The following is a 15,914-nucleotide window of genomic DNA, read 5'->3' as shown; positions in this document are numbered from 1 at the left end:
GCGTATCTTAATGGAAGGGAAGGGGGTTTGCACTACCAGCGCTGTATGGCGCTCGCATCCAGCTTAGCCAGCAATTCCGCGGCTGCTGTTCCGTCCGGGAAGGTCAGGTCAGGGGCAATTTCAAGCAGGGGAACCAGCATAAATGCCCGGTTAGCGATGTCGTAATGCGGCACGATCAGACGGGGCGTGTTCAGCGTCAACTCACCAAACAACATGATGTCCAGATCCAGCGTGCGCGGCCCCCAGCGTTCATCTTTGCGGACGCGACCCTGTTCCAGCTCAATACGCTGAGTGTGATCCAGCAACGCTTCGGGAGCCAGTGAGGTCTCCAGCGCTACAGCAGCATTAAGATAGTCAGGTTGGTCGGGTGGACCATAGGGAGGCGTGCGATAGAAAGCAGAGGTGGTCATCAGCGTGGTTAGGGGAATAACAGCCAATGCATCAAGTGCAGCCTGCACCTGATGCATTGGATCGGCAAGATTACTGCCCAGCGCTAAGTAGACGCGCTTCATGCGTTGCTGTTGTTACCATCACGACGTGGGCCAGGCACACGTTTACGTGGACGGCGAGTGCGCCGGCGTGGCACCGGATCGTCACCCAGCGTATTCAGCATGGTTTTCTGCTGCGGGGGAGCAGAAACCTGGAAATCATTCCACCATGCGGTCAGCTTCAGCAGTTCCTGGTTGTTTTCAACTTCAGCACGCAGCGCCAGCAGATCGTAAGCCGCGCGGAACTTAGGATGCTCCATCAGCTTCCAGGCGCGTTTGCCGTGACGACGCGACAGGCGCAACTGCAGCTGCCAGATATCACGAACCAGCGTGGTGATGCGCTTAGGAATAGCCAGCGAACGGCAGGCTTCATCCAGCACGTCATTCATCGCCAGGGCGAAGGCATCGTAATAAGCCAGGCCGCTCTCCTGAGCAATTTTCTGTGCCGCTTCTAACTGCGGATACCAGAACATGGCGGAGAACAGGAAGGCCGGGTTGACGCGCATCTGATTATGAATACGGTGATCGGTGTTTTTCAGCACCTGCACAATCATCCGCTCCATATTGCTGTCGCCCTTATCCGTAAAGTAACGGGTAATGGTTGGGAACAGGGGCTGGAACAGCTGGTATTCACGCAGTTGCAGATAGGTGCTGTAGCCGTAGCCAGCCTGCAGCAGCTTTAGTGTCTCTTCAAACAGGCGGGCAGGAGGAATATCGTGCAGCAGCGTAGCCAGACGCGGAATGGGCTCCGCCGTTTCAGCGGCAACAGACATATCCAGCTTGGCTGCAAAACGCACCACACGCAGCATCCGCACCGGATCTTCACGGTAGCGAGTTTCCGGGTCGCCAATCAGGCGCACAATGCCCTGCTGCAGATCGTTCAGGCCGCCAACATAGTCGCGGACTGAAAAGTCGGACACGCTGTAATAAAGGCTGTTGATGGTTAAGTCACGGCGCTGGGCATCGTCTTCAATGGTGCCGAAAATATTGTCGCGCAGCAGCATACCGTTCTGACCGCGTTGTGATGTATTGCGATCTTCATCGACCGGTTCCGCTTCGTGGTGACCACGGAAGGTAGCCACTTCGATAATTTCCGGGCCAAACATCACGTGTGCCAGGCGGAAACGACGGCCAACCAGACGGCAGTTGCGGAACAATTTACGCATCTGTTCCGGCGTGGCGTTGGTGGTGATATCGAAATCTTTCGGTTTTTTACCCAGTAATAAGTCGCGGACTCCGCCACCGACCAGATAGGCTTCGTAACCTGCTTTATTCAGGCGATACAAGACCTTGAGGGCATTTTCACTGATGTCTTTGCGCGAAATAGTATGACGATCGCGAGGGATCACGGTCATCTGATGCACTTCAGCGACCTCAGCAACTGGCGCTTCGTCTTCGCGACTCAAAACTTTTCGGCAAAAATTAGCAACTCGGGTAAAAATGGGACACCTCGATAGTGACATTAAAAGCTGGGCGATAAAAAACTGCGGCTAATCATAGCTCAGAGAAGCGCGTTTGAGAATGCTCATCTGACATCCCGGACATCTTCCCGTTATTAACCGATAATTTGTCAGGTCTGCGCACGCTGATAAATCGCGTCCTGTGGCGGAATGTTAGCCACATTCCAGTGAGTAATTGCCTGCTGTAATAGCGCTGACAGCGGCAGATCCTGCCAGCTTTGGCTGACAGGCTGACCCAGAAAACGTAATGCCTGCACTAAAGCAGGGCGAGCATCGCCAGCGGGCAGTGGCGTGGCGTAATTCTGTTTCGACAATTTATTGCCATCAGGACCCATGGCTAACGGTAAATGCAGATAGTCTGGAACCTGCCAGCCGAACTGCTGATACAGGGCAATTTGTCTGACCGTTGGATCGATCAAATCGGCGCCCCGCACCACTTCCGTAATGCCCTGGAAATGATCGTCCACCACAACCGCCAGGTTATAAGCAAACAGACCGTCACGGCGATGGATAATAAAGTCTTCCGCTGCCATGGCTGCATTAGCCACTATTTCACCCCGCAGGCGATCCTGAAACTGGCTAACAGGATGGTCTACTCGCAAACGAATAGCGGCATTATTCGGGCCAGCATACCGATCCCGACAGTGCCTGTCGTAAAAACCGCCAAGTTGCTGAATGCGGCTGCGGGTACAGGTGCAGTAATAACTGCGGTGATGCTCTTCCAGCCAGGCTAACGCTTCCCGGTAGGCTTGATGACGCTCTGATTGCCAGAGCACGTCGCCATCCCACTCAAGACCGTGTTGTTCCAGCTGTTCAAGAATTCTTTTTGCCGCACCGGGTACTTCGCGGGGCGGATCAATATCTTCAATGCGCACCAGCCACTGGCCATGCTGAGCACGGGCTTGCAGGTAACTGCCAACCGCAGCAATCAGAGAGCCAAAATGCAATTCACCGGAGGGAGAGGGGGCAAAACGCCCGTTGCAGGAAGTGAGCATAGTAGTAGAGACAGGCAGTGAAGCGGGTAACGTACCAGCCTCACTGCACAATCCATTAGCCATTAACCGGCCATTTGTTTTTCGCGGATTTCCGCCAGCGTTTTACAGTCGATGCAAAGATCGGCAGTAGGACGTGCTTCAAGGCGACGGATACCGATTTCAACGCCACAGGAATCGCAGTAGCCGAAATCGTCGTCTTCGACTTTCTTCAACGTCTTCTCAATCTTCTTGATCAGCTTGCGCTCACGGTCGCGGTTACGCAGTTCAAGGCTAAATTCCTCTTCCTGTGCAGCGCGGTCAACCGGATCGGGGAAGTTGGCGGCTTCATCTTGCATATGAGTTACCGTGCGATCAACTTCATCCCGGAGCTGGTTGCGCCAGGCTTCAAGGATCTTCTTGAAATGCACCAGCTGGGCTTTGTTCATGTACTCTTCACCCGGCTTCTCTTGGTATGGCTCCACCCCAGCGATGGCGAGAATACTCAGGGACGAGGTTTTACGGGTTTGCCCTTCTTGCATGTTGTTTCTCCTGGATAACACGCACTATCGATCCCCAAAGGGGATAAAAACAGGTCGCTATAAATAGCAGAAGCGATCAAGGTTGGCAATTATTCCTGAACATGCCTTGACAAGCCTGTGAGGAAAAGCGTATTTGGGCGCCCGCTAAGAGCATTCCTATAACAGCAAATTGCGCCTTACTTTACAACTCCACAACCAGTGGCTTTTTCAATGTCATGCCGTCCGGTGATAACTGCGCTTTATAACAAAGCACTTCAACCCCGCTCTGCCGAGCCTGTGCCAGTAGTTCTGCGTAGCGTGCATCGATATGACGCGCCGGGGAAACGTCCTCAATCCCCGAGTGCAGAACGGCAAAAAACAGAACCGCACGCTCACCATTTTCAGAAATCTTCGCCAGTTCGCGAAGATGTTTTTGGCCGCGTTCGGTAACCGCATCCGGAAAATACCCTTTACCTTGCTGGAGTAGCGTCACGGATTTGACTTCAATATAGCAGTTTACCCGATCCTCCGCCTGCAACAGAAAGTCGATGCGGCTCTTTTCTGCGCCGTATTTCACTTCAGCACGCACGCCGGTGTAACTGGAAAATTCTGGAATCGCACCCAGAGCAAACGCTTCTTTGACTAAGCTGTTGGCTCTCAGCGTGTTCACACAAATCCAGTGACCTTGCTGTGTCTCTGTCAGTTCCCAGCTGTGCGGGTATTTCCGGGTCAAACTGTCTGACGTGGAATACCACACGGTATCTCCTGGCGTGGCGCAGCCGGTCATTGCTCCGGTGTTGGCGCAATGGATTGTCAGCGTTTCGCCTGCCGGTGTAACAACATCGGCCAGAAAACGTTTGTAACGTTTTAGTAGCGTTGCCGACTGTAGCGCAGGGCTAAACCTCATAGCACTTCCTGTTTTAATTCCCATTCTGCAAGCTGCTGATAGCTGGTTCTGCCCCTTGTATAGACGGACTGAAACAGCGCAAAGCGCTCGACGCGAAACGGCCAGCTAAAATTGCGCGGCGGTAACGAGACTGGTTGCGTAGCGTTACGCAGTAATGTGACATGCGGATGAAAGGGCATTGGGCTTTGATAACAGCCACTTCTGGCCGCCTGTGACCGCAGCAGTTCCGCCAGCTGCAGTAATCCACGCGGTGACTGTTTTGGCCCCAGCCAGACCACACCAGAGCCCGGCCACTGTCCTGCATCATCCAGCGTTAGCGCAAAAGGACGTTGTCGGATCCGACCAGCCAGCTGCTTCAGCGCCTGGGCCTTTTCATCGCTGATCTCACCGAGGAACGCCAGCGTCAGATGTAAATTCGCCGCGGCTACCGGACGACCGGCCTCAGCGGGAAAGGTGTCAGCACGCCAGTGAATGACGCTCTGACTGATTTCATCCGGCAATGAAATGCCGAAAAACAGCCTTTTTTGCTCACTCATGGGGCTCTCCGGTTTTCCAGAAGGAGGGATGCTACAATGCCCGGCAATTTATGACCATGACGTTATGGAGCAAAAACGTGAGTTCATTACCGGTGAGTGTCGTATTACCCGAACTGCTTTCGGCGCTGCGGACGGCTCCGCAGGTGCTGCTGGCGGCACCTACCGGCGCAGGCAAATCCACCTGGCTGCCGCTGCAAATCCTGCAGCAGGCCGATTTCACCGGGCGCATTCTGTTGCTGGAACCCCGTCGCCTGGCCGCGCGAAACGTCGCGCAAAGACTGGCTGAATTACTGGGGCAGCAACCGGGTGAAACAGTCGGCTACCGTATGCGTTCTGAAAGCCGGGTTGGGCCGACCACAAGGCTGGAAGTGGTCACCGAAGGGATCCTCACCCGCATGTTGCAGCAGGATCCCCTGCTTGACGGCGTCTCGCTGGTGATCCTGGATGAATTCCATGAACGCAGTTTACAGGCGGATCTTGCGCTGGCGCTGCTGCTGGATGTGCAGCAAGGCCTGCGTGACGATCTTAAAATCCTGCTGATGTCCGCCACGCTTGATAACCAACGGCTTCAGGAGCTGCTGCCAGAAGCCCCGATGATCGCCTCTGAAGGTCGCTCCTTTCCTGTCGAGCGCCGTTATACCTCTTTAGCGGCAAACCTTCGCTTCGATGATGCCGTGGCAAAGCAGGTCAGCCAGCTGCTGCGTGAAGAACCAGGATCGCTATTACTGTTCCTGCCCGGCGTGGGGGAGATCCAGCGAGTCCAGACTCAGCTTGCCTCGCTGATCGGTAGCGATGTCGATCTCTGTCCCTTATATGGCGCGCTGCCGCTCAACGAGCAGCGCAAAGCGATCCTGCCTGCGCCTGCCGGACGCCGTAAAGTGGTGCTGGCAACCAACATTGCCGAGACCAGCCTGACCATCGAAGGGATCCGTCTGGTGGTCGATAGCGCGTTGGAAAGAACCGGCCTGTTTGATACCCGCAGCGGCTTAACCCGTTTGCAGACCCAACGTGTCAGCCAGGCTTCCATGACCCAACGGGCCGGGCGTGCAGGACGGCTGGAGCCGGGAATTTGCCTGCATCTGACGGCCAAAGATCAGGCCGAACGGGCAGCCACCCATGCCGAAGCGGAGATCCTGCACAGCGATCTGGCCTCGTTATGGCTGGATCTGCTGCAATGGGGCTGTCATAACGTCAGTCAGTTACAGTGGCTGGATACGCCGCCGGAATTCAACCTGAGCCAGGCGCGAAGAGTATTACACCAGTTAGGCGCAACGGATAAGTCGGGCATGCTGACCGCTAAAGGCCGGAGCATGGCCAACCTGGGCAGCGACCCGCGCTATTCGGCTCTGCTGGTGGATGCCGGAGCGGAGGCGGATAAAGCGGCTACTGCCGCCTTGCTGGTCGCCATTCTTGAAGAGCCCGCTCGGGGGAGCGCCGACCTCCGCGACAGTTTTCACCGCCGTCAGCCGAACTGGCTTAAGCGCGCTACGCAGTTGCAGCGTCGGCTGAAAGTCGAAGGTGGCGTTGCTGACAGCGACCATATCGCCCCTCTTCTGGCTGGCGCTTTTCCGGACAGGATCGCGCGGCGACGAGGGACCGAAGGGCGCTATCAGCTGGCAAACGGTCTGGGCGCGATGCTGGATAATGATGCCGCGTTGACCCGTTACGAATGGCTGATTTCTCCGGCACTCTTACAAGGCAGCGCACAACCTGATGCAAGAATTCTGCTGGCTATGCCAGTCGAAATTGACAGGCTGACCAGCGAATGCCCACAGTTGGTGGAACGGCGCACTGAGATGGAATGGGATGAGGAGCGCGGCACGCTGAGAGCCTGGCAACGGGAGCAGATCGGTGAGCTGGTCATCAAGTCTCAACCGCTGAGTAAACCCGATGAGGCCGACCTGCATCTGGCGATGCTTCGTTGGATACGCAGCAAAGGGTTATCGGTACTGAACTGGAGCCCGCAGGCTGAACAACTGAGGATACGGCTGGTTTGCGCCGGCCAATGGTTCCCTGAGGAAGCCTGGCCTGCTGCCACAGAAGCCGAGCTGTTGGCTTCGCTGGAGCACTGGCTGTTGCCCGCTATGAGCGGCGTGAAGGATGGCCGGGGACTCAAACAGCTTGATGTTGTCGGGGCTTTATTACAATTGCTGACATGGTCACAGCGCCAGCAACTGGATACTGTCCTGCCAACTCATTACACTGTGCCGACCGGAAGCCGACTTCCGGTCCGTTATGATGTAGAGAACCCCCCGGCGCTGGCCGTTCGCCTGCAGGAGATGTTTGGCGAAGCGCAAAATCCGGCGGTAGCGGGAGGGCGTGTTCCTCTGGTGCTAGAGCTGCTTTCCCCGGCTCAGCGGCCGCTGCAAATTACCCGCGATTTGGCTGGGTTCTGGCAGGGAGCCTACCGTGAGGTGCAAAAAGAGATGAAAGGACGCTATCCAAAACACGCCTGGCCCGATAACCCGGCAACAGCGCTGCCCACGCGGCGCACGAAAAAATTCTCAGCGCCTTCCTGAAGGAAGCGGCTGAAGTCCGTATTTCGGAAGGTTCCAGTTCCGAAGCTTATCGAGTAAGAACAAAGTAGTCGGCTTTGCCGACGGCAGTTCCTGGAGAAGAAAAACGAATGTCTGACGATCGCGAACCGATTGGGCGCAAAGGAAAACAGTCCACCCCCCCGCGCAAGGTGGCGGGCAAAGGTCGCCGCAGGGATGAAGAGCATGATGATTATGATGATTTTCAGGATGATGACCATGAAAACGAGGAGGTAGAACCGGTGCCACGTAAAGGAAAAGGGCGTCCACCAGGGAAGAAAAGAGGCTGGCTGAGCTTATTTATTAAGTTAATGCTGGTCTTTATCGTGGTGATGGCCGTGTACGGGGTTTACCTCGATTCACAAATCCGCAGCCGTATTGATGGCAAAGTCTGGCAGCTGCCGGCCACAGTGTATGGCCGCATGGTCAACCTTGAGCCAGGCATGTCTTACAACAAGAAAGAGATGATCGCCCTGCTGGAAGGTACACAGTATCGTGAAGTGACGAAGATGACCCGTCCTGGCGAATTTACCGTGCAGGCCAACAGCATTGAGATGATCCGCCGTCCGTTTGACTTCCCGGACAGCAAGGAAGGGCAGATCCGCGCGCAGTTAAGCTTCAGCGGTGACACCTTAAGTGAGATCAAGAACCTTGATAGCGGCCGTGACTTTGGCTTCTTCCGTCTTGATCCCCGTCTGATCACCATGTTGCAGTCGCCAAATGGTGAGCAGCGCCTGTTCGTGCCGCGTGCTGGCTTCCCGGATTTGCTGGTAGACACCCTGGTGGCGACAGAAGACCGCCATTTCTATCAGCATGACGGCATCAGCCTGTACTCTATTGGCCGTGCCTTCCTCGCCAATATTACTGCCGGAAAAGCAGTGCAAGGCGGAAGTACGTTGACTCAGCAGCTGGTGAAAAACCTGTTCCTGACCAATGAGCGTTCCCTGTGGCGTAAAGCGAACGAAGCCTATATGGCGCTGATCATGGATGCCCGCTACAGCAAAGACCGCATTCTTGAGCTGTATCTGAATGAGGTTTACCTCGGCCAGGCAGGTAACGATCAGATCCGGGGTTTCCCTCTGGCGAGCCTGTACTACTTTGGACGCCCGGTTGATGAGCTGAGCCTCGATCAGCAGGCGTTGCTGGTTGGCATGGTGAAAGGGGCGTCACTGTATAACCCGTGGCGTAATCCTAAACTGGCGCTGGAGCGTCGCAACCTGGTGCTGCGTCTGTTGCAGCAGCAGAAAGTGATCGATCAGGAGCTGTATGACATGCTCAGCGCCCGTCCGTTAGGCGTGCAGCCTAAAGGCGGCGTGATTACGCCTCAGCCAGCCTTTATGCAGATGGTACGTAACGAACTGCAGGCCAAGCTGGGCGATAAAGTGAAAGATCTCTCCGGCGTGAAAATCTTCACCACGCTGGATCCTGTCTCACAGGATGCGGCCGAGAAATCGGTAGAAGAGGGCATTCCGGCGCTGCGTAAACAGCGTGGACTGAAAGATCTGGAAACCGCGATGGTGGTCGTTGACCGCTTCAGTGGGGAAGTGCGTGCGATGGTCGGCGGAGCCGATCCGCAGTTTGCCGGTTATAACCGTGCGCTGCAGGCGCGTCGCTCAATTGGCTCTCTGGCAAAACCGGCCACCTATCTGACGGCATTAAGCCAGCCAGATAAGTACCGTTTGAATACCTGGATTGCCGATAACCCGATTGCGCTGAAACAGCCTAACGGCTCGGTGTGGAAACCAGAGAACGACGATCACCGCTTCAGTGGTCAGGTGATGCTGGTGGATGCATTAACTAACTCGATGAACGTGCCAACGGTAAACCTGGGGATGACGCTGGGACTGCCGCAGGTGATTGATACCTGGACCAAGCTGGGCGTGAACAAAGATCAGCTGCCGCCAGTGCCGGCAATGTTGCTGGGTGCGCTGAATCTGACGCCAATTGAAGTGGCTCAGGCCTTCCAGACCATCGCCAGCGGCGGTAACCGGGCTTCGCTTTCAGCACTGCGTTCAGTGATTGCGGAAGACGGCACGGTGCTGTATCAGAGCTTCCCTCAGGCTGAACGTGCGGTTCCGGCTCAGGCCGCTTACCTGACGCTTTACACCATGCAACAGGTTGCAGACCACGGAACAGCGCGTGCGCTGGGCGCCCGTTATCCTAAGGCGCATCTGGCCGGGAAAACCGGGACCACCAACAATTTGGTCGACAGCTGGTTTGCCGGTGTGGATGGCAAAGAAGTGACGGTGACCTGGGTTGGGCGTGATAACAACCAGCCAACCAAGCTGTACGGAGCCAGCGGCGCAATGCAGATTTATCGCCGCTATCTGGATAACCAGGCTCCGATGCCGCTAACGCCGACGCCGCCGGAAGATATTGCGCCGATGTCAGTGGATTCAGCCGGTAACTTTGTCTGTGGTACAGGCAGCAGCGCGTGGCGGACTCTGCCCGTCTGGACGACCGATGCTAATGCGCTTTGTCAGCAGCAACAGCAGCAGGTTCAGCAGCAACAGCAGCAACAACAACAGTTGCAGCAACAGCAGCAGAGCGAGCAGAAAGACAGTAACGGTGTAGCAGGGTGGATCCAGGATATGTTCGGCAAGTAATCCTTCTGACCTGAAGAAGCCGGCTCACATTGAGCCGGTTTTTTTTTGCCTGTGGCACCCGGTCAGTAAGGGAAAAAGATAACATTTGATCTCTTCAGCGTAACTTTGTGCTTACGACTCGATTTCCCACACTCAACATGCGGTTATTCCTAAGCCAACCGGCCTGCTGACGGGGCATTTCTGCTTGCAGAAACGCCGTTAATTCGCATATTATCCAATCGTTATAATAATAATTCTCGTTTACGTTTACATTCAACTAGTCTCATTCAGAGAAATGCTAAATGACTATTTTGTCTTTTGATCGTTTATCCTTGCCAGTGAATACCTCTAAATGCCGTCTGGCTCTCCTTGTTGCAATGACTTTGTCCTCTTCTGCTTATGCTGCAAGTGAAGAAACCCTGACCGTAAATGCTGATGCGAACAGCAACGTGCCGCAAGAAAGCGCGTGGGGACCCGCCCCAACTATCGCCGCCAAACACAGTGCTACCGGGACCAAAACCGATACGCCAATCGAAAAGAATCCGCAGTCTGTTTCCGTAGTGACAAGCGAGGAGATGGCGTTACATGGCGTGAACACAGTAAAAGGCGCTTTCAATTACACGCCTGGTGTTCTGACAGGTAACCGCGGTAGCTCTGATGTGATTGATGCCCTCTCAATCCGTGGCTTCAGCGAAACGAATACCAACCAATATCTCGACGGTTTGAAACTGCAGGGTGATAACTACTCTGAGTTTGCGATCGACCCCTATTTCCTGGAGCGTGCTGAATTATTGCGTGGTCCAGCTTCTGTTCTGTATGGAAAAAGCAATCCAGGCGGTGTAGTTGCTCTGGTCAGTAAGCGCCCAACCACGGAAGCTTTACGTGAAATTCAGTTCAAAATGGGCACTGATAACCTGTTTTCAACCGGCTTTGACTTTGGTGGCGCAATTGATGATGACGGTGTTTACTCCTATCGTTTGACCGGCCTGGCACGAAGCCAGGATGCGCAGCAGGATATGCAGAAGGAAAAGCGCTACACCGTCGCCCCTTCCTTTAGCTGGCAGCCGGATGCCAATACCAATTTCACCCTGTTGACGTATTTCCAGAATGAGCCTGAGACGGGTTACTACGGCTGGTTACCGCGTGAGGGAACAGTGGTACCCATCACTGATGCCAATGGCAACTCGCAAAAATTACCGACTGATTTTGATGAAGGTGAAGCCAACAACAAGATCTCCCGCAACACCAAAATGATTGGCTATAACTTCTCGCACAGCTTCAATGATACCTGGACTGTGCGTCAGAACCTGCGCTATTCAGACCTGCGTACTGACTATCGCAGCATCTATGGCAACGGGTTTAATGCGACCAACAACACCATTACGCGTGGCGTTGCGCTTTCTAAAGAAACGTTAAATCAGTTTGCCGTGGACAATCAGGTGCAGGCTAAGTTTGGTACCGGTGATGTGGATCACACCCTTTTACTGGGCGTGGATTACCAGCGAACTCGTAACGATATTGACGGCAACTTCGGTTCAGCAGCTCCGCTCAGCGCCCTGAACCCGCAGTATGGCGATGATGCTTACGCGCTGAACTTCCCTTACCAGTACCTGAATAAGCAGGAGCAAACCGGTCTGTATGCTCAGGATCAGATGGAATGGGATCGTTGGGTGATGACGCTGGGAGCCCGCTACGATTACGCGATGACTTCCGCTCTGAATCGTAACGGCAACACTGAGACTAAAAACCATGATCAGGCCTTCACCTGGCGTGGTGGCCTGAACTATGTCTTCGATAATGGTGTGGCACCTTATTTCAGCTACAGCGAATCGTTCATCCCGACTTCAGGAACAACGGCTAGCGGCCAACCGTTTGACCCTTCAAGGGCAAAACAGTATGAAGCCGGTGTGAAGTACGTGCCGAAAGACCGTCCAATTGTTGTTACTGGTGCGGTTTATCAGTTAACCAAAACCAAGAACCTGACGGTTGACCCAGGCAACATTTTGTTCAGTAATCAGGGTGGCGAGATCCGTTCTCGTGGTGTTGAGCTCGAAGCAAAAGCCGCGGTTAACGCCAATGTGAACGTGACGGCTGCTTATACTTATACGGATGCTGAATATACTCATGATACTCAGTTGCAAGGTAAAACACCGGTACAGGTGCCTAAGAATATGGCTTCCCTGTGGACGGATTATACCTTTAACGAATCGTCACTATCAGGTCTGACCGTAGGTGCTGGCGTCCGTTATGTTGGCGAAAGCAAAGGATTGTACAGCTCAGGCGATAAGCTTAATCAGAACTTTAACGTAGCCAGCTACACCACTGTAGATGCTCTGGTGAAATACGATCTTGGCCGCTTTGGCCTGCCGGGATCTTCGCTTGCTGTTAACGTTAACAACCTGTTTGACCGTGATTACGTTGCCAGCTGTTATCGCGACTATGCCTGCTACTGGGGCGCGGAACGCCAGGTTGTTGGAACAGCAACCTTCCGTTTCTAATTTATAAATCGGGCGCGGTTCGCCGCGTCCACCAACCAGAAGACCGCTATGTCTGATCCGCACGCTACAGAAACACTCTTCTCGCTTGATAATGCCTCGTTTACCGTCCCTGGCCGAACGCTGTTGCAGCCGCTGTCGTTGACCTTTCCTGCCGGGAAAGTTTGTGGGTTGATCGGTCACAACGGCTCCGGAAAGTCGACGCTGTTAAAGCTGCTTGGCAGACATCATCCGGCCACAGAAGGCCAGGTCCTGCTGAACGGCAAGACGATTTCAGACTGGCAAAGTAAAGCGTTCGCCCGCGAGGTGGCCTACTTGCCGCAGCAGCTTCCTCCTGCGGAAGGGATGACCGTGCGTGAGCTGGTGTCGATGGGGCGCTATCCCTGGCACGGCGCGCTGGGACGTTATGGCGCAGAAGATCGCGATCGGGTCGAGGAAGCTATCACGCTGGTTGGTCTTAAACCTTTTGCTCAACGCCTGGTGGACAGCCTGTCCGGTGGGGAGCGCCAACGCGCCTGGATAGCGATGCTGGTGGCACAGAACAGCCGTTGTCTGTTGCTGGATGAACCCACCTCGGCGCTGGATATTGCGCATCAGATTGAAGTGCTGGCGCTGATCCAACGTCTGAGCCGTGAACGCGGACTGACGGTGATTGCCGTTCTGCACGACATCAATATTGCCGCACGCTATTGCGACCATATGGTCGCCTTGCACAGTGGCCGGGTGATTGCCGAGGGCGATGCCAGTGGAATTATGCAGGCCGATGTGCTGAACAAAATTTATGGTATCCCGATGGGGATCCTGCCTCACCCTAACGGCGGTGCGCCGGTGAGCTTCGTTTACTAAGGGTTTCCATGCCGGACTTACTTCGCCGCCGCCTGCTAATGGCGATGGCTCTTTCTCCGTTGTTGCCTGCCTGGCGAGCCCAGGCCGCTTCATCGGTCGACACTCAGCGGATTATCTCGCTGGAATGGCGGCCTACTGAGCTGCTGATGGCGCTCGGCGTGCCCCCGATGGGCGCAGCTGAACTTTATAACTATGATCTCTGGGTGGGTGAGCCCAAATTACCTGCTTCGACTGTGGATGTGGGGCTGAGAACCGAACCCAACATCGAACTGATGATCCAGATGAAACCCTCGCTGGTGGTCTATTCCTCGGGGTATGGCCCGTCGGTCGACACCCTCAACAAGATTGCCCCAGCCATGGGGTTCCCTTTCAGTGACGATCGTGGCAAGCCCTTGACCGTCGCCCGTGAATCACTGGTGCAGCTCGCTGAGCGGCTGGACAGGGTGCCTCAGGCACAGCAGCATCTGGCGGAATATGATGACTTCGCGGCGCAGATGAAAATCCAACTGTCCCATCGCTCACAAAGACCGGTGCTGTTGATGTCGGTGCTCGACGCTCGTCATACACTGGTCTTTGGCAAAGGAAGTTTGTTCCTGCAGGTGATGGACGATCTGGGTCTGGAAAATGCCTGGAAGGGAGAAACCAATTTCTGGGGCAGTGCGGTGATTGGTATCGAACGCTTAGCGACGATTACTGAGGATGTGGACGTGGTCAGTTTTGATCACGGCGAGGAGCTGATGATGGAACAAGTGACCTCTACGCCGCTCTGGCAGTCGATGCCGTTTGTCAGGAAAAACCGCTTCCACCGGGTGCCTCAGGTTTGGTTCTACGGCGGAACACTCTCAGCGATGCGCTTCTGTCGGCTGTTGAGCAGTGCACTGGTGAGCGCATGAAAACGTCAATGCGTTTCCCTGTTGTGCTGCTGACGGCGCTGTTGCTGGTGACCGCCGGGCTGACTTATTACAACCTTAGCCAGCACCTGCCCGTCTCACAGTGGCAGGAGGCTCTGGCTTCCGCAAATCCTGACAGCGTCGAGCAGATGGTGTTTCACTACAGCCTGCTGCCACGCCTGACGCTTTCGCTATTAGTGGGCGCTGGACTGGGGCTGGTCGGTTTGCTCTTCCAGCAGGTGTTAAGAAATCCGCTGGCAGAACCGACCACGCTGGGCGTGGCGACCGGAGCGCAGCTCGGCCTTACTGTCGTCACTCTCTGGAGCCTGCCTGGTGGGGTGTTTACTCAACAGATGGCGGCGATGGTCGGGGCTATTGCCGTCGGACTGATCGTGTTTGGCATCGCCTGGGGGAAACGTCTCTCCCCGGTTACGCTGATCCTGGCGGGGCTGGTGATGTCACTCTATTGTGGCGCGGTTAATCAGATCCTCGGGCTGTTCAATCATGAAAGGCTGCAAAGCATGTTTCTGTGGAGTACCGGCACGCTGAATCAGATGGACTGGCACAGCGTCAGCTTCATCTGGCCGAAGCTGCTGGTGGGCTTTGTGCTTTCCCTGCTGCTGCTGCGCCCGATGGCGCTGATGGGGCTGGATGATGGCGTAGCCAAAAACCTGGGACTGGCGTTATCGGCAGCCCGTCTTGGCGTGCTGGCACTGGCAATTGTGTTGAGCGCACAGCTGGTTAACGCCGCAGGTATTATCGGCTTTATCGGGTTGTTTGCGCCGCTGCTGGCAAAAATGCTTGGAGCACGACGTCTGCTGAGCCGCCTGTTACTGGCTCCGGTGATCGGTATGCTGCTGCTGTGGCTGGCCGATCAGATTGTGATCTGGCTGACAGATAACTGGCAGGAAGTCTCTACCGGTACGGCTACAGCGCTTATCGGCGCGCCTCTGTTGCTGTGGTTGCTGCCTCGTCTGAAAACAGCGGGTTCCCCGCCTTCGGCCCATTATGGCGATCCTGTCCCGGTCGAGCGGAACAATGTGTTGCTGTGGGCGGCAGTTGGCGGCGGAGTGCTGCTGGTTCTGTCTGTCGTAGCCTTGAGCTTTGGTCGCGATGCGCAGGGCTGGAGCTGGGTCTCCGGCGAGATTTGGCACCAGTTGCTGCCGTGGCGCATGCCGCGTCTGGTGGCCGCTATCGCAACCGGGATGATGCTGGGTGTGGCAGGCTGTATCGTCCAGCGCCTGACCGGCAATCCAATGGCCAGCCCGGAGGTTCTGGGCATCAGTTCAGGGGCTGCTTTTGGGGTCGTTGTAATGCTGTTCCTGGTGCCGGGCGATGCTTTTGGCTGGCTTCTGCCTGCCGGGAGTCTTGGTGCGGCGGTTACTCTGCTGATTATTACCGTGGTTGGCGGGCGGGGCGGTTTCTCTCCTGAACGTATGCTGCTGGCCGGAATGGCGCTGAGTACCGCATTTGCCACGCTGTTACTGATGCTGCTAGCCAGCGGCGATCCGCGCATGGCAAACCTGATGACCTGGATCTCCGGTTCTACCTACGGCGTTGATGCAGCCCAGGCGTGGCGCACGGTCGCAATCACCGTGATTCTGCTGGCGTTGGTGCCACTCTGCCGTCGTTGGCTGACTCTGCTGCCTTTAGGCGGGGAGACGGCTCGCTCGCTGGGCGT

12 protein-coding genes are annotated in these 15,914 nt (G+C 55.5%); 6 read left to right on the top strand and 6 right to left on the bottom strand.

All coding sequences use genetic code 11. The features are described 5' to 3' along the window. Nucleotides 1–32 precede the first annotated feature (32 nt). The 6 genes from folK to thpR all read right to left on the bottom strand — a co-directional run bounded on the left by folK (nt 33) and on the right by thpR (nt 4,883). Nucleotides 33–512, bottom strand: a complete 480-nt coding sequence (folK, locus tag WCC56_RS16790; RefSeq protein WP_424693473.1) for a 2-amino-4-hydroxy-6-hydroxymethyldihydropteridine diphosphokinase — start codon at nt 510–512, stop codon at nt 33–35. After that, complete coding sequence (gene pcnB, locus WCC56_RS16785; RefSeq protein ID WP_424693490.1) at nt 509–1,930, bottom strand: polynucleotide adenylyltransferase PcnB; 1,422 nt, start codon at nt 1,928–1,930, stop codon at nt 509–511. The genes folK and pcnB overlap by 4 nt, the downstream gene beginning before the upstream one ends. A gap of 128 nt (nt 1,931–2,058) precedes the next feature. Continuing rightward, the gene (gene gluQRS, locus WCC56_RS16780) at nt 2,059–2,943 is read right to left on the bottom strand and encodes a tRNA glutamyl-Q(34) synthetase GluQRS (RefSeq protein WP_424693489.1); all 885 of its coding nucleotides are present in this window, start codon (nt 2,941–2,943) and stop codon (nt 2,059–2,061) included. A 62-nt stretch (nt 2,944–3,005) separates the two neighbouring features. Beyond that, nucleotides 3,006–3,461, bottom strand: coding sequence for an RNA polymerase-binding protein DksA (gene dksA, locus WCC56_RS16775; protein WP_013200823.1), 456 nt, complete (start codon nt 3,459–3,461; stop codon nt 3,006–3,008). Between the two features lie 181 nt (nt 3,462–3,642). Next, nucleotides 3,643–4,347, bottom strand: a complete 705-nt coding sequence (gene sfsA, locus WCC56_RS16770; protein ID WP_424693472.1) for a DNA/RNA nuclease SfsA — start codon at nt 4,345–4,347, stop codon at nt 3,643–3,645. After that, entirely contained in the window at nt 4,344–4,883 is a 540-nt protein-coding gene (thpR, locus tag WCC56_RS16765; protein WP_424693471.1) for an RNA 2',3'-cyclic phosphodiesterase, read from the bottom strand. The genes sfsA and thpR overlap by 4 nt, the downstream gene beginning before the upstream one ends. Before the next feature lie 56 nt (nt 4,884–4,939). On the opposite strand from thpR, the gene hrpB reads away from it, so the two are divergent. From hrpB to fhuB, 6 genes are all read left to right on the top strand, one after another. Further along, complete coding sequence (gene hrpB, locus WCC56_RS16760; protein WP_424693488.1) at nt 4,940–7,402, top strand: ATP-dependent helicase HrpB; 2,463 nt, start codon at nt 4,940–4,942, stop codon at nt 7,400–7,402. 107 nt (nt 7,403–7,509) lie between these two features. Further along, nucleotides 7,510–10,023 (top strand): bifunctional glycosyl transferase/transpeptidase, encoded by a 2,514-nt coding sequence (mrcB, locus tag WCC56_RS16755; protein WP_424693470.1) that lies wholly within the window; start codon nt 7,510–7,512, stop codon nt 10,021–10,023. Nucleotides 10,024–10,304: 281 nt separating this feature from the next. Then, on the top strand, nt 10,305–12,500 hold the full coding sequence (gene fhuA, locus WCC56_RS16750; RefSeq protein ID WP_424693469.1) for a ferrichrome porin FhuA: 2,196 nt from the start codon (nt 10,305–10,307) through the stop codon (nt 12,498–12,500). A 48-nt stretch (nt 12,501–12,548) separates the two neighbouring features. Next, nucleotides 12,549–13,343, top strand: coding sequence for a Fe3+-hydroxamate ABC transporter ATP-binding protein FhuC (fhuC, locus tag WCC56_RS16745; protein ID WP_424693468.1), 795 nt, complete (start codon nt 12,549–12,551; stop codon nt 13,341–13,343). 8 nt (nt 13,344–13,351) lie between these two features. Further along, nucleotides 13,352–14,236, top strand: coding sequence for a Fe(3+)-hydroxamate ABC transporter substrate-binding protein FhuD (gene fhuD, locus WCC56_RS16740; RefSeq protein WP_424693467.1), 885 nt, complete (start codon nt 13,352–13,354; stop codon nt 14,234–14,236). Continuing rightward, the coding region (fhuB, locus tag WCC56_RS16735; RefSeq protein ID WP_424693466.1) for a Fe(3+)-hydroxamate ABC transporter permease FhuB at nt 14,233–15,914 on the top strand (1,682 nt) is incomplete at its 3' end. The genes fhuD and fhuB, both read left to right, overlap by 4 nt.

This window comes from Erwinia sp., assembly GCF_049696395.1.
GTDB lineage: Bacteria > Pseudomonadota > Gammaproteobacteria > Enterobacterales > Enterobacteriaceae > Erwinia.
This window is presented reverse-complemented; position numbering and strand designations above follow the sequence as displayed.